The organism is uncultured Olegusella sp. (assembly GCF_947253395.1).
Classification (GTDB): Bacteria; Actinomycetota; Coriobacteriia; order Coriobacteriales; family Atopobiaceae; genus Olegusella.
In genome coordinates, this window is the sequence record NZ_CAMXYY010000019.1 from 1 (window position 1) to 20,499 (window position 20,499).

At 49.9% G+C, this 20,499-nt stretch carries 15 protein-coding genes and 1 pseudogene; 3 read left to right on the forward strand and 13 right to left on the reverse strand.

Annotated elements, in window-relative coordinates; all coding sequences use genetic code 11:
- Positions 1 to 46: 46 nt before the first annotated feature.
- From alaS to Q0X25_RS03135, 11 genes and pseudogenes are all read right to left on the reverse strand, one after another.
- Positions 47 to 2,212: pseudogene (gene alaS, locus Q0X25_RS03085) on the reverse strand (alanine--tRNA ligase); the annotation flags it as partial.
- A 116-nt stretch (positions 2,213 to 2,328) separates the two neighbouring features.
- The gene (locus tag Q0X25_RS03090; protein ID WP_298578972.1) at positions 2,329 to 3,273 is read right to left on the reverse strand and encodes a SigB/SigF/SigG family RNA polymerase sigma factor; all 945 of its coding nucleotides are present in this window, start codon (positions 3,271 to 3,273) and stop codon (positions 2,329 to 2,331) included.
- Positions 3,263 to 3,655: an ATP-binding protein gene (locus tag Q0X25_RS03095; protein WP_367270383.1), complete on the reverse strand. Its 393-nt coding sequence runs from the start codon at positions 3,653 to 3,655 to the stop codon at positions 3,263 to 3,265. The genes Q0X25_RS03090 and Q0X25_RS03095 overlap by 11 nt, the downstream gene beginning before the upstream one ends.
- On the reverse strand, positions 3,655 to 4,236 hold the full coding sequence (locus Q0X25_RS03100; protein WP_298578973.1) for a DUF948 domain-containing protein: 582 nt from the start codon (positions 4,234 to 4,236) through the stop codon (positions 3,655 to 3,657). The genes Q0X25_RS03095 and Q0X25_RS03100 overlap by 1 nt, the downstream gene beginning before the upstream one ends.
- Before the next feature lie 58 nt (positions 4,237 to 4,294).
- Positions 4,295 to 5,617 carry a replication-associated recombination protein A gene (locus Q0X25_RS03105; protein WP_298578974.1) on the reverse strand — a complete coding sequence of 441 codons (1,323 nt, stop codon included), beginning with the start codon at positions 5,615 to 5,617 and terminating at the stop codon, positions 4,295 to 4,297.
- 25 nt (positions 5,618 to 5,642) lie between these two features.
- Positions 5,643 to 6,827, reverse strand: a complete 1,185-nt coding sequence (locus tag Q0X25_RS03110) for a deoxyguanosinetriphosphate triphosphohydrolase family protein (protein ID WP_298578987.1) — start codon at positions 6,825 to 6,827, stop codon at positions 5,643 to 5,645.
- 137 nt (positions 6,828 to 6,964) lie between these two features.
- Positions 6,965 to 8,161 (reverse strand): hypothetical protein, encoded by a 1,197-nt coding sequence (locus Q0X25_RS03115; protein ID WP_298578975.1) that lies wholly within the window; start codon positions 8,159 to 8,161, stop codon positions 6,965 to 6,967.
- Complete coding sequence (locus tag Q0X25_RS03120) at positions 8,161 to 8,676, reverse strand: DNA-deoxyinosine glycosylase (RefSeq protein WP_298578977.1); 516 nt, start codon at positions 8,674 to 8,676, stop codon at positions 8,161 to 8,163. The genes Q0X25_RS03115 and Q0X25_RS03120 overlap by 1 nt, the downstream gene beginning before the upstream one ends.
- Entirely contained in the window at positions 8,677 to 9,498 is an 822-nt protein-coding gene (locus Q0X25_RS03125; protein WP_298578978.1) for a metallophosphoesterase family protein, read from the reverse strand.
- A gap of 10 nt (positions 9,499 to 9,508) precedes the next feature.
- On the reverse strand, positions 9,509 to 11,281 hold the full coding sequence (locus tag Q0X25_RS03130) for a 1-deoxy-D-xylulose-5-phosphate synthase (RefSeq protein WP_298578979.1): 1,773 nt from the start codon (positions 11,279 to 11,281) through the stop codon (positions 9,509 to 9,511).
- A gap of 3 nt (positions 11,282 to 11,284) precedes the next feature.
- Positions 11,285 to 12,301 carry a hypothetical protein gene (locus Q0X25_RS03135; RefSeq protein WP_298578980.1) on the reverse strand — a complete coding sequence of 339 codons (1,017 nt, stop codon included), beginning with the start codon at positions 12,299 to 12,301 and terminating at the stop codon, positions 11,285 to 11,287.
- Positions 12,302 to 12,486: 185 nt separating this feature from the next.
- Between Q0X25_RS03135 and Q0X25_RS03140 the strand changes: the two genes are divergently transcribed.
- The 3 genes from Q0X25_RS03140 to Q0X25_RS03150 all read left to right on the forward strand — a co-directional run bounded on the left by Q0X25_RS03140 (position 12,487) and on the right by Q0X25_RS03150 (position 16,853).
- Positions 12,487 to 13,617, forward strand: coding sequence for a hypothetical protein (locus Q0X25_RS03140; protein ID WP_298578981.1), 1,131 nt, complete (start codon positions 12,487 to 12,489; stop codon positions 13,615 to 13,617).
- 90 nt (positions 13,618 to 13,707) lie between these two features.
- On the forward strand, positions 13,708 to 15,318 hold the full coding sequence (locus tag Q0X25_RS03145) for a VWA-like domain-containing protein (RefSeq protein ID WP_298578982.1): 1,611 nt from the start codon (positions 13,708 to 13,710) through the stop codon (positions 15,316 to 15,318).
- A complete protein-coding gene (locus Q0X25_RS03150; RefSeq protein ID WP_298578983.1) occupies positions 15,315 to 16,853 on the forward strand; it encodes an ATP-binding protein in 1,539 nt (512 codons plus the stop codon). Before Q0X25_RS03145 ends, Q0X25_RS03150 begins: the two co-directional genes overlap by 4 nt.
- Here the strand turns inward: Q0X25_RS03150 and Q0X25_RS03155 are convergent.
- Together Q0X25_RS03155 and Q0X25_RS03160 are read right to left on the reverse strand one after the other, a co-directional pair.
- Positions 16,840 to 17,682 carry an HAD hydrolase family protein gene (locus Q0X25_RS03155; RefSeq protein ID WP_298578984.1) on the reverse strand — a complete coding sequence of 281 codons (843 nt, stop codon included), beginning with the start codon at positions 17,680 to 17,682 and terminating at the stop codon, positions 16,840 to 16,842. The genes Q0X25_RS03150 and Q0X25_RS03155 overlap by 14 nt on opposite strands.
- 48 nt (positions 17,683 to 17,730) lie before the next feature.
- The coding region (locus tag Q0X25_RS03160) for an FtsX-like permease family protein (RefSeq protein WP_298578985.1) at positions 17,731 to 20,499 on the reverse strand (2,769 nt) is incomplete at its 5' end.

Here is a 20,499-nt window from a genome sequence, read left to right on the forward strand (position 1 = left end):
ATTAGAATAACGGTCTCGTGGGCTCGGAGATGTGTATAAGAGACAGATCAAGTACTAACAAGCGCTCATCAACATAAGAAATTGCGCCAGCTGAGGTCACAGCTTCGATACGGCGGACATTTGCGCCCGAAGAACTCTCAGAAATAATCTTGAAGAAGCCTAGATCGGCAGAGTTATGAGCGTGAATACCACCGCACAGTTCACGACTGAAGGGCTGTTCTTCTTTACCGACAGATACCACACGGACAACATCACCATATTTTTCGCCAAACAAGGCGATAGCGCCTGCTGCCTTTGCCTCAGTGATGCTCATAAGCTGCGTCACAACGGGCTTTGCAGCAAAAATTTCGGCATTGATAATGCCTTCAACGCGAGCAAGCTGATCTGCGGTCAAAGCTTCAAAGTGAGTAAAGTCAAAACGCAGTTTATCGGGAGCCACCAGCGAACCAGCTTGGCTCACATGCTCGCCCAATACCTCACGCAAAGCAGAATCCAATAGGTGAGTTGCGGTATGGTTGCGGCGAATAAGCTCGCGACGGCCGTGATCGACCGTGGCCGTTACGGTAGAGCCTAAAGCAAGCGTGCCTTCCTCAACCATGCAGGCATGAGCAACAATGCCACCCTCATGATGTTTGGTGTCATTAACGCGCAAAACAACGCCATCAGCGGTCTCGAGATAGCCAGTATCACCGACTTCGCCACCCATCTCAGCATAGAAAGGCGTAGAGTCAAGTACAACTTCAACTTCACTACCAGCAACGGCTTGCTCAATCTCTGTACCCTCAGCAATCAGAGCAATCACCTTGGCACCCTCAAGACATTCGTGGTCATAGCCCACAAACTCAGTTTCGGGCAAACGGTCCGAGAGACTTACCCAAATGCTCGCAGCAGTAGACCAAGCATCGCGATTGGCTGCAGCACGCGCACGCTCACGCTGATTGGCCATGCACGCGTCAAAACCATCCATATCGATGCCGCGCCCCTGTGACTCGCAAATCTCACGCGTCAAATCAATGGGAAAACCGTAGGTATCATGCAGGCGGAAAGCTACAGAGCCAGGCAAAACCTCGTCAGCAGCAAGCTGGTCAAGCTCAGCGGCAAGAATTGCTTCACCAGCGTCCAGCGTAGCCGAGAAATGCTCTTCTTCGGCACCAACAATGCCATCAATCAGCGCTTGCTGCTCAGTTAATGCGGTATATACATCACCCAAAAGACGAGCCACCTCATGGGTATAGGAAGTGAGGAAGGAGCCGTTGATACCCAACAGGCGACCATGGTAGACAGCACGACGCAGCAAGCGACGCAAAACATACCCACGGCCATCGTTGCCTGGCAAGATACCGTCACCGATCATAAAAGCTACCGCACGACTATGGTCAGCTACGATGCGCAGACTGCGATCAACCGAATCATCCTCGCCATAACTCTTACCCGAAAGCTGCTCGCCTACGCCAATGAGCGTGCGCAAAACATCACCTTCATAGTTGGTGTGTTGATGCTGCATGATGGCAGCAATACGCTCGAGGCCCATGCCTGTATCGATATTGCGGTGAGGCAGGTCAGGCATCGAACCGTCTTCTTGACGGTCATATTGGGTAAAGACAAGATTCCAAAACTCAAGGAAGCGGTCTCCATCGTCCCCTGGCGCCTCTCCATCAAATTCAGGACCTTGGTCAAAATAAATCTCAGAACAAGGACCACAGGGACCTGTAGGACCAGCTGCCCAGAAATTGTCTTCTTCGCCCAGGCGCGAGATGTGGTCGTATGCCACACCCTGTTTGTGCCACAGCTCGATGGCCTCATCATCGTTTTCAAAAACCGTCATATAGAGGCGATCGGCAGGAAGGGCCAGATGTTCAGGCGAGGTAATAAACTCCCAAGCCCAGGCAATAGCATCTGCCTTCGAATAACCACCAAAAGAAAAATTGCCCAGCATTTCAAAGAAGGACAAGTGACGGGAGTCGCCGATGTTATCAATATCATTGGTACGCAGACACTTTTGGCAAGATGTCGCGCCAATCTCATGCATAGTCTTTATGCCTTGGTAGTACTCCTTGAACTGATTCATGCCCGCATTGGTAAGAAGCAGCGAAGGATCCTCGGGAACAAGGGAAGACGAGGGATAAAGTTTGCAGCCCTTGCCTTCAAAAAAACGTAAGAAGTCCTCGCGGATTTCTGCAGTGGTCATGTACTTTCGGTCAGACGTGCTCATGGACTGTCTTCCATTCATCAATCGGATGCCTGTGCAACCCTCACAGTATATGCTGTATCAGCGCTTCTGCAAAAAAAGAGTGCTAAACCTACAAGGGTCACAAAGCCCGCTCTTTGCTATTTTTTGGTCTTCTCTTCTGAGCTATCCTTGGGCTTGGCTTCAATACGCTCTTGCATTTTGCTCAAAGTACGGCGCAGCAAACGAGAAACCTGCACCTGAGAGATGCCGAGCTTTTCGGCAATCTCTACCTGTGTGAGGCCTTCAACAAAACGCATGCGCACAATATCGCGCTCGCGAGGCGAGAAGTCCGTCATCACTTGCTCAAGCAACATACGATCATCGGAACCCTCAAGATCTTTGTCAATCGTGACATAGCGATCAATCACGGCTGCCGACTCATCATCTTCGTTTTTGCCTGACTCCAGAGGCACTGAGTTATAGGCACTCGAAGACTCCATGGCTTCCAGTACTTCATCCACCGTCGCGCCCACGTGCTCAGCAAGTTCTTCCACCGAAGGAGAGTGCTGTAGTTCGCGAGTTAGGGTCTCGGTAGCTGCAGAAACCTTTTGGGAAAGCTCTTGCAGACGGCGAGGTACCCTCACTGACCAGCCCTTATCACGGAAGTGGCGCTTAATCTCGCCCATGATGGTAGGCGTGGCATACGTCGTAAACTCAAGACCACGATCGGGCTCAAAACGGTCAATCGCCTTGATAAGACCGATGGTGCCCACCTGAATGAGGTCTTCTAGCGGTTCTCCGCGGTTCTTAAATTTGGAAGCCAAAAAACGCACCAAGTTGAGATGATTGACGATAAGTTGCTGACGAGCGTCTTCATTACCTGCACGATACTGAGCAAAGAGTGCTCTTGTGCGGTCGCGATCCCAAACGGGACGTCCACTCACACGAGCACGAGCGCGAGCACGACGACGAGCAGAGCGTGCCTCATCTGTCGAGCTAAGTTCCGACAAGGGTACCTGAGAACTATCAGGCTTGTCTGCGCTCACGCCCAAAGTCAATTTTGACTCACTGCTCGCAGGGGGAAAGGTTTCGCTACTCGACATGTGCCGTCCTCTTCACGAGGTGTAGATATGAGCCCTCATCACTATCTATCAGCGAAAACTCATCGCACACGGCCTCAAGAAGAAGAGCTACCAAATAAAGGTCGCCCCCGAGTTCAGCCTCGTTGTCTTGATCGGGACGTGCTTCATTAAGGCCAAGGCTAAAGTCGATGGTGACCTCATTGGGTGCCAGCTCAAAACTGATGCCACAAGTCTGAGGCGCAGTTGAGCAAGCATACACAAAGCCTTCCTCGGCAGCCATACGCACATCTTCGACATCATCTACCGACATACCACAAGAAACTGCCAGAGTAGCTGCCAACATGCGAACAGAACGCGCATAGTGGGGCTCTGCGGGGACATTCAAACGTACTCGATCCTGCATTATTCCTGCTCCTCAAAAGTAGGTTGAGCTGCTGTGTCATAGGTCACATACCCACTGTCCGCCTGTGTTGGCGCAGATTCGAGAGCAGTCTCGTTTGAATTGGCAGCAGATGGTTCGGATTCACTGGCATCAGTTAAGCGTGCGGGTTCGTGTGCCGCATTCGGCGTATCTAAAGCATTCTTGTTCTTTTTACCAGTAATCTTGTTGACTAATCCTGCAGCAGCAGAAGCAGCATGATCAACGACCTCACCAGCAGCAAGGGTTGCCTGAGAGGCAGCGCCCGAAACATTGGACATATCACTCAAAATACCATCAAGCTCTGCCAAATTGGCATTCAGTAAATCCACTGATGTAGTGGCCTTGAGCAACATAGGATTGACATGCTTCATAGAAGGCTGTAAATCGTCAACCATACCATCAGCCTTAGCGATAATAGGCTGAACTTGCTCGATAGCCTCCTGTGCGGAATGTGTCACTTCCTCAACAGCACTGCGGGTTTTGCGCAGCGTAAGGGCAAGTTCAACAATGGCCCAAATGCCTGCGACAACCAAGACGATGAGCGCAATTTGTAGCGGTTCCATTTAAGCCTCCAGATACAGTAACTGCCATGTTGAGCACATTCTACCCAACTTGACCGTACTACTTGCCTGACTGTTCTATACGATCACGTCCTGTCGCCTCTATACGCCATGCCTCCCAGCCGCGCGTACTCGGGGTATAGAAATCACCTTTTTTCAAACCATCAGGCAGATATTGCTGTTCGACCCAACCTGCAGAGTAATCATGTGGATACAGATAGCTGCCATATTCATCGGAGCCAGGACGATGACGATCACGCAAATGACTGGGTACTTCGCGGCGAGGACCCTGCCGTACTTCTGCTAAAGCTGCATCAATGCCTGCTTCGGCAGCATTGGATTTGGGAGCCAAAGCGTTATAGATGGCCGCTTGTGCAAGATTAATACGACATTCAGGATAGCCAATCACCTCTGCTGCCTTAAATGCAGCTTCTGCTACAAGCAGAGCTTGTGGATCAGCGTTGCCAATATCTTCAGATGCAGCAATCATGATACGACGAGCAATAAATTTGGGATCTTCTCCCCCATCAATCATCCGAGCCAACCAGTAGAGTGCCGCATCAGGATCCGACCCGCGCATGGACTTGATAAAAGCCGAAATAATGTCGTAGTGCATGTCGCCAGCTTTGTCATAGGTCAAGCCTCGTCGAGGGTTGGCATCCCGCACATGTTCAAGGGTAATAGTAGAGGGCGCTTCAGGAGTAGCCGGATCACTCATCTGACTTGCAAGCTCTAGGCTGGTCAGTGCAGCACGGGCATCACCACCCGCAAGAGTAACAATCTCTGTGAGTGCCTGAGGTGCCAAAACATACATTCCTGCAAGGCCGTTTTGGCTTGTTAGAGCGCGAGTGACAAGTTCACGGATATCTTCATCGCTCAAAGGATGCAACTCGATAACCCTTGAGCGGCTAATCAGGGCAGAATTCACTTCAAAGAAAGGATTTTCAGTCGTAGCGCCGATGAGCACAACTGTCCTGTCTTCCACGGCGTGAAGCAGGGCATCTTGCTGTGAACGATTAAAGCGATGGATCTCATCAACAAACAAAATCGTGCGGCGTCCAGAGCTTAACAGGCGACTACTTGCAAGCTCAATCTCGCGACGTAAATCTTTGACCGTGCCCGTAATAGCTGAGACCTCAACAAATTCAGCATGAGTGCTATGCGCGATGATGTGCGCCAAGGTTGTTTTGCCCGTACCTGCAGGACCATAAAAAATCACTGAAGAGAGGGCATCGCGTTCAATGGCACGGCGGAGCCAACTCCCCTCGCCTACCGCTTCTGTTTGTCCCACATACTCAGCAAGAGTTTGCGGACGCATACGAACAGCAAGCGGCGCATTGAGATTGCGCTTATAACGTTCTATGTCAGAAAAAAGCGTATCCATATCTTTGATAGTAACGCACTACGCCCTAGGGTAAGACGTTCTCAAAATAAGTACGACGGGGGAAGATTTCAGCAGCCTCTGGAAAAAGCGCCTCACAACTGGCCATAAAATACTCATCTGTCATGGAAGAAATAAAATCCATCACCGTTAGATCGAGATCATCTTCCCAACGATAGGTATTGCCATAGGGTGCCAAATGACGACATATAGGCTCAATATGCTGAACAAAAATGGCAGAACTGGTATCACCCGATTTGAGCACCTCCAGCTCATGCATATACAGATGTGAGAAGAACTCCTCAATCGGTCCTGCAAAATCGCCATTGACCTCACTGGAAGTATAAATCTTTGTCGCATTTTCACGCTTTGCTCGGCGTAGTTCAGCAAAGCCCTGCTCACTCATCTCAATTCGATCTTTGCCAAAACTATTCTCAACAACATCAGCAATAAAAGCAGAAAGTGCCCAAGAATTGTATGCACCACCTAAGCCATCATCAAAGCTTTCTTCACTTGCAAGACCTGCGCGGATAGCGTCTTGGCGATCTTTGCCTATATAAGCAATCATATCGGATACGCGTACAACGCAACCCTCAAGCGTCATCGGACGCATATGAGAGATAACTTTATCACCGCGCTCCCAACAAGAATCGACAACACGATCAAAGGTGTCAAAACTCGTAAGACCGCTCGTCTCAAAAACTTGCTGTTCAAACTCGCCATTGTGACAAATTACTCCATCAAGGGTCTGCAAGGTAAGATTGCGCCCACCCAGCACATCAAGTACCCGCACACTCTGAACGTTATGGCGAAAATAGCGACCCGTACGCTTATGAAAAATCGTATCAAGGTAGCGTTCTCCAACATGCCCAAAGGGGGTATGTCCAATATCGTGACCCAATGCAATAGCCTCAATGAGATCTTCGTTAAGACCTAAACCGCGGCCAATATCACGAGCAACACGACCTACTAGTTGCACATGCAGACCGCGACGAGCCAAATCGTCATCTGCACGAAAAGAAAAGACCTGCGTCTTGCCTGCAAGACGATTGTAAGCACCCATGTGCATGATTTTTTCGATATCACGCAAAAAAGCAGGACGCAGAGCCGTGTCGCGATCACGATCAGAAAGGTCACGGCGGATTGCTGAGGTATTTTTACAAGCAAAAGGCGACATCTGACCCGATGCGCGCAAATCAGCAACACGAGCCATCGTTTTAGCAGAGATTTTGATGGGTAAATCGGGTGCAAGACGATTGATCCGAGCTTCTTTTTCGATATCCACAGGCCCTCCTCAGGCTCATCATTGTTTGTCTGAAAAAAGTATAGACGCTCATCCAGACAGCAAAATCAGTATGTGTGGAATATGGCTTCCAAACGGCGAGCAATAGACCTGTGAGCTGCATCCCCTGGCAAACCGCTGTTGCCCCCAAGAGCACGCAGGCGACCTTCCATAAGCTCACATCCATTTACCAGACGCATCTGATCATGAGCAGCAACATTGGCTTCAAGCATAAAAGACAGGCTCCCAAAGCAGCTGCGAGGGTGAGTTGGCGAACTTTCCTCATCATGCCAAAACGGTGTCAATACCCAACAAGGAGTATGTGGCCACACGCGCGCAATTTCAGCGAGAAAAGCTCTGACATTGCGGGCAACTTCTCGCTCTTGACACGGCTCATGACGCAAACTCTCACCAAATGACACTACGATACCTGCAAGTGAAAGCTTTGCTTCATAAAGACTCGCTGCCATACCAGGCTGAAATACCTGGCCCACAACGCCTTGATTAAGCAAATCCCAAGCATTGCTACGCGCAAGTCGTGCGGACCAGGTGCGTGCAGGATCTCCTACTGCAAGTCCTTGTGTGGCTGCATCCCCCATAACCAACAAAACGGGGCGCATATCCACAGCTTTTAGATAGGTACCATCACCAAAAAGCCGGCGAATTTCTACTGCGTAGAGGCAGGGTAACCACAGGCGTACATGATGTGTTTTCCCTAACCCAGGAAGCGCTCTTAAACCAGTCGCTGGCGCTGTCGCAGAATCACTGAGCACAAAGCTCACCAGACGACCAGGGTCAAATCGAAGCTGCCTTTTTGTCGCTTTCTCGTCAACAGAGTCTTCTATGGGGGCTAATTCCTCGGCAGTTGGTATACGCGGCTTGCCCCATGAGGGCGAAAGCCATCTGCCGTCAACCTCACAGGAAACACCATCATAGTTTTCATTGTCCATAGCAGCAGATGCCACCAGTGTCTTAATGCCGTCCCAAAGCGGTTCAACACGTAGCTCAAGAGCAACTTCATGAGAATCTGTCTCAAACTCAAGACAAATTCCTGCACTCGTACGCCCCATTTGACGATACAAGCCTGGATGCCATGCTTGACAACTCCCTAGGGCGTGCTGTTGTACAGACAAGAAACGCGCGGGCTGTTTCCACCCAAAATCGCCTTCATATAGCTCGAGTGCCCCATGCAAAAAGTCTGCCGCTGACGCTTCAATGAGCAGTGAGCGATATTCTGTATCCTCAATCATCTGTATCAAACTCACTACAACTCACCCGCCTCATCAGCGGCAATGCGCACTGGTTCCCATGCCACGAGTAAATCAGCAAGGCGCATACGCGCGTTAGCAGGACTTGTCGATGGCAACTGAACACAGGGTAGACCTAAGTTGGGTTCAATCAGTCTGCGGTAAAGGCGTGTCGCTGTAGCTCCCGTGCAAAATACCTTCTGAATGGATGCGTAATCACAAATGCGACGCAAATCATTAGGCACGGCATCTGTGATAGTTGAGTCCGCAGCGCCTGAGATATGACAACTTGCCAGCACATCATCAATAGCAAGACAATGTCTATGGCAAAAATCATGACGCTCAGCATCAGTGCGAGGCTTTTCTTCTTGCCAAAGAGCTGAGACAACCGCCCAAAAGCGATTACGTGGATTGGCATAGTGAAACCCCAGCTCACGCGAGAGCGGACTGGGCATCGTACCAAGCAAGAGCACACGGCTTTGCTTATCAAAAATTGGTGGCAACGGATGAGTCACCAACTGGGAGACTTGCATTTATTCGTCCTTGCCCACTGGCTCGTAAAATTCCGACCCATCATCAAGACGCAGGAAAAGCAGCTTGCCAAAACCATGGCCACCCGCACAACCCGAATCGATATCCCAACGATCGGCAACATTGCCCGTCTCTGCACAGGCTCCCACACGTACCATGCGACCCAAACCATCCTTATCAGCGCCGCTGCGATCAGGACGGTCCGCCATGATATCTAAATAGGGAGTAGGCGTATGACCTGCAACAACAATGATGCCTTTGCCTTCTTTATCCACAAGACCAGTCGGACATCCCCAAAACTCCTGACGCACCCACATCAAAGCTTCGGGGCTCTGCTTGTCCACAATGGCATGAATGCGATCTTCATCACGAGCGGTCGCATCGATTGCCATTGCAGGCACAGGAATGATTGGTTGAATACCCGCATGAGCAAAGAGATAGAGCTGTCCCGAGACACGGGTATAAGCAGAAAGTGGCAAGGCACGTACCCAATCAAGCAGGTCCAGAAGTTCTTCTTTGGAAAGAGTCTCGAGCTGTTCTTTGGTAGTACCACCGCCATTTATTGCCCAATTGGCAAAGTTTGCCAGATCGCCAGGGTCATCGTAATAGGCGAGCATTAAATCTTCGTGATTGCCCATCAGCACGGTAGCTCCCCCATCGGCAAGCCCACGGCAAATACGCAGGACAGCCAGGGGATCAGGTCCACGATCAATCATGTCGCCCAACATAAAGATGTGATCTTCGGCAGCAGGCGAGATACGGTCAAGCAGGCGCTCAAGCGTCCTTGCATGACCATGCACGTCCGAAAAAACATAGGTCGCCATCACTACCTCCCTACTCGCTTTGCATCTTCTCCAATTGAGAAACAATATCTGCAGCCACTGCTCCTGGCTCCAAATGATAACGCTGACGCATAACCGCCGCAGGCATACGATCAATGAACTCTTTGGTGCCACCAAAGCAGATAGTGCGTACCTTCGTGTGACCAAGATATCGTGCTACTTTTTCGCCAAAACCACCAAAAAGGATGCCATTTTCAAAGGTTACAACCAACTCATGATCGGAAGAAATATCATCGAGTAAGCGCCAATCCAATGCTGAATAGGCCGTAGCCGAAATAATCGTGGGATCTATATTGCTGGCATACTGCAATTCATGTGCCACTTCACCAAGCAAATCAACCGCAGCTCCAAGACCTAAAAGCGCTACTTTGCTACCGCGTTTGAGCACATCATAACGAGCAACGTCAGCCGTGGTAAATACCTTTGGGGTTTCAATACCCATGTCGGCATCAGTAAGTACATGGTCGGGTACACGAATAACCACGGGTCGATCATCTTGATCAATTGCCCAGTCCAGCATCGCTATGTATTGCTCGCGACTTGCTGGAGACAAACAAGTCAGCCCTGGAATATTGCCTGTAAAGCCAATATCAAAAACACCAATATGGGTGGAGTCCAGCGATGAGAAGCCACCTTCAAAAACGAGGATAACCACGGGCGTATCGTTAAGTGCGAGATCAGAAATCAGCTGGTCATAGGCTCTTTGCAAGAAGGTCGAATGTACAAAAAAGACTGGTTTTGCTCCGCCGCGGGCAATGCCTGCACAAAAACTCACCGCATGCTGCTCACAGATGCCCACATCTACGTACTGCTTGCCTGCTGCCTTGCGAAACTCTGCAGGCAAGCCACAGCCACCAGGTGCTGCCGCATTAACGATAACAACTGATGGATCGCTTTTGAGCTTATGTGCCATAAAAGCGCGGGTAATTGCCCGGTAATCAAGTTCAGGCGGCAGAGGATGTGTGCCTGCTGCAGGTATTGAATGTGAAGCCTCGCGGTGCTGCTCGCCCCAAGCCCACCCTTTGGATTTAGTAGTATGGATGTGGATGACGATGGGATGGTCGATGTCTTTGACCTCATCAAAGACGCGCACAAGCTCAGCTACATCATTGCCCTGCTCAACATAACGATAGTCCAACCCAAAATCACGGAAGATATTGCGGGTAGAGCTCCCCTTGCTTGCGCGGAGCTCAGCAAGTCCTGCGTACATACCGCCCGTATCTTCCTTGATGGACATCTCGTTATCGTTAAAGACAATGATAAGACCGCTATCTAGCTCCGCGGCATTATCTAAACCCTCAAAAGCCTGGCCACCCGACAAGGCGCCATCACCAATAAGGGCCACCACACGGTTGTGACCACCCGTAAGATCGCGAGCTTTTGCCAAGCCACAAGCAAGACTGATTGAAGTTGAAGTGTGACCACAACGGAACAGATCATGTTCACTTTCAGCAGGATTGGTAAAGCCGGAGACCGAGCCATAGCGTGCAGGATCGGTATAGGCATACGCACGACCCGTCAACATCTTGTGCGTATAGCTTTGATGAGACGTATCAAACACAATTTTGTCGCGTGGCGAATCAAACACATAATGTAGAGCCACCGTTGCCTCGACAACAGCCAGATTCGAACCCATATGACCACCAGTCTCGGTTACGGCCGAGATGAGGGTCTCACGAATCTCTGTTGCCAGGCTCCGGAGTTCGTCAACCGTAAAGGATTTAAAGTCCTCCGGCCCTTCGATCCCCTCGAGCAAGGATGGCATTCCTCAGCTCTCCCCTCCATCGTTAATAAGCGTTGCCGCAGTCTGAGCCTGCACATACGTTTCAGGCAAATCATCTGCGACTACCTCGCCGCTGAAATTAAGACCGCCTGTCAAGAGACGAGCCGCCCTCTCATCAAAATCAGCCGCAAAGAAAGCCTGCGTTGCACTCTGAACGCGCTCCTGCGCCGCTTGATACAAATCCCAAAAGCCCTCACAACGTAATTTACCCGTAAAAGGATCGGTCCAAGTGGCACGCTCGCGATTGTCAAAATCTGATGTAGCCTCAGCACGAAGACGATGCGCCATCGCACGATAGAGCGAGTAGCGCTGGTGCGAAAATCTCTGCTCTAATTTGCCAAGTAACTCACGCTTAGCAACACATGGTGCCCAAAAGAGATGCTGCACCAAACGGAAAGACTTAACCGCGTGTGTAAAGGTATGACGTGGCAAACTGCGCCCATATGTCCAACGAATAGCATAGGCGTACATCTTGTCGATTATGCCGAGCGTAGCGTCACTTGCTCGCAGGCATTCCTTCCAAGGAATATGTTCCTTAACAGTGACGCCTTTGTGTGAGAAAAGCACTGCTTCATCGAGGTCGCGCTCAATCTCAGCATGGACACGGCCACCGTCACTGCGGTCGAGTTCTGGAATACCTGCATCACAGATACCGTACTGCTCGGCAAATACCAACGGATGAACTGTGGAATCGAGCAGGTAATGACACAAAAAGCCAGCTGCATAGGCCTCTGCGACATGACGCTCAGCAAAAGGCAGGGTAGCAAGCGAATCGTGCAATGCCAAAAGAAGACGCGCTGGACGTAAATGATGCATGAGCTCACCGACATCATGTGTACGAGCGTCAATGAGTGGATCGGCTAGCAGATAAAACAAAGGATCGGGGCCTTGGTTTCCCAGCAAAAAAGCATCGTGTTCATCGAAGCTTTCAAAGCCGAGAACCGCCGAAACTGCTCCGAGCGAATCATGTCCAAAAAAATCATGCGTAAGAATAGCAGGCATGGATATTCTCCCTCCATTATTGTGAGGTTAGCGCATGTTATACCAAGCGCACAATCAAAAGGAAGCCAGACGGCCGATGCACACGGTAGGCGCACGCTTGACCGATGTCTCAAGCAGGACTCTTGCACAAAAGTAGAACAAACGCCTAATCTCAATTCAGCGAACAACCATAAGAGGGGTGGCCTGTGAGCAACACACAGTTTCAGCAAAATCAACAGTCAGTTATAAAGAAGCTCGCTATAGAAGAGGCTTCGGATATCGACCTAGAAGAGCTGCGCAAGCTTTCGCCCATAGCCTGTGTTGATCTGTTAGAGCGTGCGGCAGCGGCAGGCGATGTCGCACGCATTTCAAGTCTATATAGCGCGTTAGGCACAATCACAGCTGATGCACATCCTTTTATCTATGAGAGTTGGGCACTTGTATTGGCACTGCGCTATGCGCACGTCGAGGCAGCACGTGAGTTACTTACCCGTGAAGTAGATTTGCTTGCCTCTCCCCGCCACCCCCATTGGGCCGGGGTTTTGTTGCACTCCGATGAGGTACTGACCCGTTTTGCTCTCACACGGCGTAGTGTCACTTTTTTGCTCAATCCTATGGATCCCACTGTTGCTACCGAAGTTTTTCGTCCCTCACATGATCATGAGCAGCTATGCGGTGCACCATACGAAACAAATTTTGATATTGCGCGTTGCTGCGCAACAGTACTTACACTGGCTCGAGAAGCGAGGTTTTCAGCAACGGTATTTTGTGATTTATTTCGTGCGTCATTGGTTCGTGCTTGGCATGCACTGCGCCATGACAAACAAGATCAAGAGATTGCACAGGAGTGTTTAACGCTTTGTCATCACCTACTTGAATTGCATCGCTTACATCCTTATGACCCACATTTTGGTGATGAGCGTCTCCTTGAGCTGATGCGCAAGATGTTTGTCCCCCGAGGCAGCATACGCGTCATGAAATTTATCTGTGTGGAGGAACCTTCTGCGTTTTTTGCGGCACTCGAAGAACTCAGCTGGCTACGCAAAGATGTTGAGCTGGTACAGCAGCTGGCCCGGGCGATCAATCTTTCTGCTGCAAAAGATGCTCGTGAAAACCAAATCGCCTATTTGCTTGAAGTACTCGCATCAGCAGGCGATCTTGATCAGGTCAAACGCTGGTCAAGTTTAGCTCAAGTTGGCATAAAAGAACTCCGGCGTGCGCTCGATGCGGCCTCACAAGCGGGCAAAACAGAACTTGTTGCCTGGCTGCTGGGCACCATTGCCGCAGCAGATACGGCAGCTACTCCAAGCTCCTCTCTCGCCGACCTTCTCCTATAGTCGATTGAGGCGCAAAAGCCTATTGATTCTGTTGCTCACTGTGAGACGATGGGTACATAAAAAATTCTAAGTACTTACAGGAGGTGAGCGATGAGTGGCATCTTGATACCTCAGGGGATAGATGACAAACAAAATGCAGAGCATACAACTCTCGCACACAAAGTACTAGAACTTACTCGCAGCCAAATCATCGCCACAGCACCTTTTTTAGCTTCAGCAACAGGTGCATTGCAACCACAGGTGCAGCAACTTCCCTGCGCGATGGCAACGAACGGCACGACGCTATGGGCAAACCCCGAAATTCTGCTGGGCAATTTTGCACGAACACGCACGTTGCCCACACGCGAATATGCACACACCCTGCTGCATTGCATTTTGCTCCATCCTTTTGTGGGCGAGATTGAGCATGCGCTCTGGGATGTAGCGGCGGATATGGTCTGCTGGGCACTGTGCGAAGAGATTTTTAACAAGATGCCCATCATGCCAAAAATAACCACTGAACTTGCCACCAGTTATAGTCAGGCCGAGTACGATCCATCTGAGAGCGAGCGTCTTGAAATTCTCCGACTTGTAGCATCGGAGCTTAACGGTCCGCTCACCACAGAACGCATCTATCATCTTTTTGCGCGTGGGAAGCACAAAGAAAAAATTGCGCGTTGGTCTCAGCTTTTTTTGGTAGATAGTCATCAAGCATGGCACTCGTCAGAACAAAGCTCTTCGCAATCCCCAGATAACAAGCAGTCCAACAGCAAGTCCACAGAAGATGAAGATGCATCGTCTAAGATTGCCCAACAGAGCGACCAAAGTTCGAATATCGCCGATAGCAGCTCCCATGACTTTAGCGATGAGCATATCTCAGGCCAACTCCAATCAAGCGAGCTGCTCAACGACCTTTCCTCTGATGCTGAAAAAACATGGGAACATATCGCCCAGCAAATGCGCGTTGATCTCGAGACACTTTCCCGCAATCAAGCGACTTCTTTGCAAACTCTTATGGGGTCTCTTGAAGTTTCTCACCACAAACAGCGCGATTACCGTGAATTTCTCCGTCAATTTGCCGTTGAAAGTGAAGACTTACGTCTCTCTGAAGATGAGTTTGATTACGTTTTTTATACTTATGGACTTGAACTCTACGGCGACATGCCTCTGATAGAGCCTCTGGAATATCGCCAAGAACATCGTGTTCGTGACTTCGCAATTATTATTGACACGTCTAGTTCAGTTACCAAAAAAGTTGTGCAAGATTTCATCGATGCCACATACGATGTGCTCACTACCGAAGGCGGTTTTTTTGAGCGGGCCTGTATCCATATTATTCAGGCAGACACCCGCGTGCAATCTGACGTTCGCATCAACAATGCCGCCGACCTTGCGCGTTGGCGCAGTCATATAGAGCTGCGCGGACTAGGCGGTACCGACTTTCGCCCTGCCATCCGCTATGTGCAACAACTTTGGCAGGAAGGTGAGTTTACCAACCTACGAGGCTTGGTTTACTTCACTGATGGCTGGGGGATTTATCCCCGTCAAGCACCACCATTCAAATGCGCATTTGTCTTTTATGATGAAGACCATCGACCAGAAATTGTTCCTGCCTGGGCAGAGCAACTAGTGCTCCATCCGGGCGAATTTGAATCTTTATCTGTCTATGGCAAACGCAAAAACACGCAAGTCACGCATGCCGCACAAGGAGGAACGCGATGAATATACTCGAGGCAAGCAAGCAAATCGAAGGGGCAGTACGGGCCTATCTGAGCCAAGACGAACATGGTATGTGGCGTATTCCACCTCAGATGCAACGCCCCATCATCCTGATGGGCCCTCCAGGCATCGGCAAAACCGCCATCGTCGCGCAGATTGCAGACCGTCTGGATATCAACTTTGTAAGCTATTCCATCACCCACCACACACGCCAGAGTGCACTTGGCCTTCCCTATATCGCAAGCTCCAGCTTTGGAGGCAAAGAGTTCCGTGTTTCTCGCTACACGATGAGCGAGATTATTGCAGCAGTTTTCGACGCAATTGAGGACACAGGTGAGTCCCAAGGCATTCTCTTCCTTGATGAGATTAACTGTGCAAGCGAAACCTTAGCCCCTGCTATGCTGCAGTTTTTGCAGTACAAAACCTTTGGACAGCATCGCTTGCCCGATGGTTGGGCCATTGTATGTGCAGGCAACCCACCCGAATACAATCGCGCTGCTCGCCCCTTTGATCCTGCAATGATGGACCGTCTCAAAAAAATTGATGTAGAACCCGACCTTGATATTTGGCTGGATTATGCCCGCATCCATGCTATTCATCCAGCTATTACCAGCTACCTTGAGGGCAAGACAAAAAACTTCTATCGCGTACGTCCCTCGGGCACCGATGCTCGTATCGTAACGGCACGCGGCTGGGAAGATCTCTCACGTATGATGCAAGCTTATTCCCATGAAGGCCTGCAGATTGACGGTGAGCTCATCTCGCAGTACCTGCAAGATCGCGAGGTTGCAGAAGACTTCAATCTCTATTTTGAGCTCTTTGCCAAATACGAGGATGACTACAAAGTTGCTGATATTTTGTCGGGAAATCTTGATGAAAAAATCTATACTCGAGCGCATAATGCAGCCTTTGACGAGCGTGTTGCTGTGGTCAATCTACTGCTGGCAGCTATTACCGCAGAGCTCCACGAGACAGATGCCACCGAACTTGCGCTCCATGCTCTGCGCAAGGACGTTATAAGCTGGCAGACCAGCTGCAATGAATCGTCCGATGCCCAGCCACTTGCACTGCTTGACGAAATCCTCAATAAGCTTCGTCATCGCTTTGAAGACGGGCGCTCTCGGGGCAAGCAGGGTCAACGTCAACTTGTCTTTCTACATCATCTTGAGTTGCTCGAACAGCTACGCGAGCAAGTTGCTCGTAAGACTATGGCAGGCGCCAACAAGCAAAGCTGTCTTGATAGCGCAAAATCCTGCTTTAACGAAGCAGTACATACCACTGCAGCTATGTGCAACGAAACGGCGCTTCGCATGGATCGTGCCCTTGCTTTTCTTGAGAAAGCTTTTGGTGACGGTCAGGAAATGATCGTTTTTTGCTCCCACCTTGCGTGCGATACCACCGCAATGCACTTTGTGTCGGCACATGGACCTGTAAGTTTTGCCACACACGCAAAGTCACTCATGCTAGAAGAGCGAGGATTAGAGCTTTTAGCTGAGGTGGATGCTGCACTAAAAACAACAAGCCCTAGCGAGCAATAGCAGGAAGCTGACCCCCGCTTGCAGCAATCTCTTCCATAATTTGAGCCGGAGCGTCATCGGATGCATCTCCGATGATCCAACGTCCCAACTTGCGTGCTGCCTCCGAGCAGTTTGACACTACAAAAGTTTGCGTGAGACGCTCAAGCATAGTGATGTCATTGTCTGCATCGCCAAAAAAGACAAGCTCGTCGAGACTTAATCCTAGATAGTCAATCAACGCCACAGCTCCATCAGCCTTGGAAAGTCCCCGCGGCAGCACATCAAAAACATGGGGAGATGAACAAACGTAGTCAAACTCAGGAACAATATCCTGCATTTTTTGCGCTGCTTGCTCAACGCTACCTAATGAGTCCCCAAAAAGAATACTCATCGTATAAATGGGCTGGTCAGGAAGCTCATCAATAATGGCAATATCGGGAGGCATCAACGTGTCATCTACTATGCTCAAAATTTTTGCGCGAGTAGTCTCGACCGCAGAAAACGTACTATTTCCCCTCTCATCAGGGGTACAGATAAAGCCAAAGCAATCATCCACATCTCGCAGAGCTTCGACCAAACGATTCATCAGCTTGGGATCCATTGGCTGAGAATAGATTGTCTCACCCTGATAACGCACCATTTTGCCATTGGCAAAAACGCCCGTCTGATAACAAGCGGCATCATTGCGAAAATATGAGGCAAGATCAAAAGACAAGCGTCCCGTCGCAGGACCAAAGGCAATTCCTGCATCAAGCAGCTTGTGAGCTGCAGCAATCGTGCGATCAGAAACGCTCATCTTGCCAAAAGGTACAACGGTACCATCCATATCGGTCAATACGAGCTTAATCATGCAATCCTCCTGCAAAATGAGTGCGCTACGGCATGCGCTGAGGCGTGCTTAGTCTACGCTCTTGAGACTTTCCACCATGTCCACACGATCCAGCTTGCGGCGCATCATCACAAGAACCGCAGCTGCAAAGAGCAGCGTCAGACCAAACGCAAAGCCGTAACTGGCCGGATGTATCAGGCGGCCAAACATCACATAGTCAACCTCAGCCGCAGTTACTACAAATCGCTCGAGGAAGGTGCCCAATATGAGGCCTGCAATATCACCAATAATTACAAGCATACCAATCTCACGGAAGATATAGGCATAGACCTCGCGACGAGTAAAACCTAACACCTTGAGTGAAGCAATCTCGCGTTTTCGCTCCTCAATATTAATGTTGGTCAGGTTGTAAAGCACAATAAATGCCAGCGCTGCCGCCGAAACAATCAGCACGACAACAACCTTATCGACAACCGAAAGCATCGAGCGATAGGTGTTGATAGTCTCATCCACATATTCGACGGTCGCGACACCAGTCAAATCGTGCAGCCCAGCAGAAAGTTTTTCTTTGTTGGTATCAGCGCCACGAGAAAAGAAAATCGTTGAAAAGACCGGATTGGCAGCATCCTTGCCATCTGTCAGCGCGTCGCCAATTTTTGACCAGCTCGCACGACCCACGTATACCAGATTACCTACATAGTTTTCCGCAATACCCGTGACACGCAGACGCTGAGGCTCTCCTACCGCACTACCGATAACGTCCTGCTTGTATAACTCAATCTCATCTCCCACTGAAACGCCTAACAAATTCGCAGCTTTTTCGGTAACAAAAACTGAATCATCGCTGAAGTCTAGACTATGCCCGGACAAGCGATCCTTGAAGCTAATTGCCTCGTCAAACCCCTTGGAATCCTGCGGAATTATGACTTGCATGCGCAGGTGTTTGTTCCCATAAAAAGCAGAGCTCGCCTGTAGGTTTTCTTGGCGTGCACGTACCAGATGGCTCGCATCCGTTGAGTTCATAAGGTAACTTGCCACTGCATCTACGTTGGCCGTAGTCGAACTGTCATTAAGACCGACTGTCGTGTCATAGTGCACCACAGGCCCAAATTGTCGATCAATAATGTCCCAAATTGAATCATGAAGGCCAAAGCCCACCAGCAGCAAAGCCGTACAACCCGCAATACCAATTGTTGTCATCAAAAAACGACGCTTATAACGAAAGAGATTACGAAAAGTAACCTTCCATGAGAAGGACAGATGGCGCCAAATGGGGCTTAAACGCTCTAAAAGAATGCGCTTTCCCGCCTTGGGCGCACGTGGCAACATCAGCTCTGCAGGCGTAGAACGCAAGCTAGAGACCACAGCACCCCAAGTTGCAAGCAGGGTCACACCAACACCCAGCCCTCCTGCAAAAAGCGCAATTACAGGGTCGATAGGCAGGGGAACTTTGAGCTCAGGCACAGCATAAATAATCGAATAAGAGCTCGTGATAACCGAGGGTAAAATTTGGGTCAAAACCAGGGTGCCAATCATTGCGCCTGTAATGCTGGCTGTAGCTGCATAGACTAAATACTTACTCGCGATTGTTGCGGTGCTAAAGCCCAACGCCTTATAGGTGCCAATCTGTATACGGTCGTCCTCAACCATGCGTGTCATCGTAGTGAGCGATACAAGAGCCGCTACGAGGAAAAACATGAGAGGAAATACGCGCGCGATACGATCCATGCGTTGCGCATCTGCATGATAGGTTGCCGCACCCTCGCTTTTTGTACGATCAAGTACGTAAATATCGGGCAGCTCTATCTCGTCGATTTTGCGCTGAGCTTCAGCAAAATCATTTTCGGCATCAGCAAACTTTTTATCGGCGTCGGCACGATTTTGCTCGTAGCTTGCTTTGCCGTCATAATACTTTGTCCAAGCATCATCGAGCTTTGTGCGAGAGTTACTTAACTGTGTGCTTGCGTCATCAATCTTTGCCTGTGCTGCATCAAGTTTTTTATTAGCTTCGGCCTTTTGTGTCGCAAGTTCATCACGACCAGACTGAAGCTTTGTTTTGGCGGTCTGCAGCTGATCAATGCCCTCGCTAGCAAACGTGAGCTGCTTGCGAGAAGCATCCAACTGCTGGCGCTGAGTCTCAAGCTGGGAAAGCTTTGCTTCGGGATTATTTCCCAGTTGAGTTGTGAGCGCCTCAAGCTGCGTTTGTAAACTCTCAAGCTGAGCTTTTGCAGCAAGGAGCTGTTGTTCTTGCTCGTCTGTCCAAGCCGGACCAAGTTGTAGTTTGGCTTGCTCTAGTTGAGAGACAGCAGCTTGTGCTTGGACAAGAGCGTCTCTTAGTTGGGCGAGACCATCAATACCTTGCTTTAACTGATCAATTCCTTGATCGAGCTGACGTATACCAGCGTTGAGCTGCTCTAAATTGTTGGTAACTATCTCTTTTGCAGACGACAAATCCTTTGGGGCAGGATCTAGTTCGGAGAGACTTGCTAACAACTCTTTTTCTTTTTCATCGAGCTGCTTTTTACCCTCATTTAATTTCTTTTCTGCTTCAGCAAACTGCTTGCGAGCATCGTTGCGTTTACGACTGAGTTCTGCTGCGCCATCATCACGCTTCTTCTTGCCCGAGGCATATTCTGTCTCGCCGTCCTCAAGCTTGCTGTAAGAATCTACGAGCTGTTGCTGTGCATCATCGAGCTTTGCTTCTGCATCTGAGCGCTGAGCATCAAAATCTGCGCGCTTATCATCAAGTTTGGTCTGTGCCTCAAGTTTAAGATCATCCTGGCGAAAACGAGCAAGTTCTCCTTCACGGTCCTCTAAGCGCCCTGCAACCTTTTTAAC